1 protein-coding gene is annotated in these 750 nt (G+C 44.1%); it reads left to right on the plus strand.

Translation table 11 applies throughout. The annotated features are described in order from the left end of the window. Window positions 1–67: 67 nt before the first annotated feature. The coding region (locus tag ABN217_RS19270; protein ID WP_349459862.1) for a thiamine pyrophosphate-binding protein at window positions 68–750 on the plus strand (683 nt) is incomplete at its 3' end.

Consider the following 750-nt stretch of genomic DNA (forward strand, 5'->3'; position numbering starts at 1 on the left):
CGAACCGAGCGGGGTTTTTTTATGACCAACCGCTCGGATCCGCCGCCTAGTGTGAAGGATAAAAATTATGAGCAAGTCGGGCGCAACATCATCAAACAAAACCTGTTTTACAGGCGCTGAACTGATAGTTCACCTGTTGGAAAAACAGGGTATCACCATTGTATCGGGGATCCCCGGTGGAGCAGCACTGCCTTTTTACGATGCTTTAGGGAAAAGTAAACAAATCCGCCATATTCTTGCTCGCCACGAGCAAGGTGCCGGTTTTATTGCCCAAGGCATTGCGCGTACCACGGGTAAAGCTGCGGTATGTATCTCTTCCAGTGGTCCGGGAGCAACTAACCTTGTGACCGCTATTGCTGATGCTAAGCTCGATTCTATCCCATTGGTTTGTATAACAGGGCAAGTACCCTCTTCAATGATTGGGACGGATGCATTTCAGGAAGTCGATACCTATGGTATTTCGATTCCAGTCACTAAACATAACTATTTAGTTCGTGATATTGCTGAGTTACCTGAAATTATTTGTGATGCGTTTCGTTTAGCGATGTCAGGAAGACCTGGTCCTGTTTGGGTTGACGTACCAAAAGATATCCAACAAGCCACTATTACGTTAGAAACATTACCGCCTATTCCACAAAAAGATCCTGTACCCATATTTAATACTGATTTAGTAATACAAGCGGCACAAATGATTAATCAGGCTAAAAAACCTGTTTTATATTTAGGCGGTGGGATAATTAGTTCTGAAGC

The sequence above is a fragment of the Proteus sp. fly-1067 genome (assembly GCF_040139345.1).
In the GTDB taxonomy this organism is placed as follows: Bacteria; Pseudomonadota; Gammaproteobacteria; order Enterobacterales; family Enterobacteriaceae; genus Proteus; species Proteus vulgaris_B.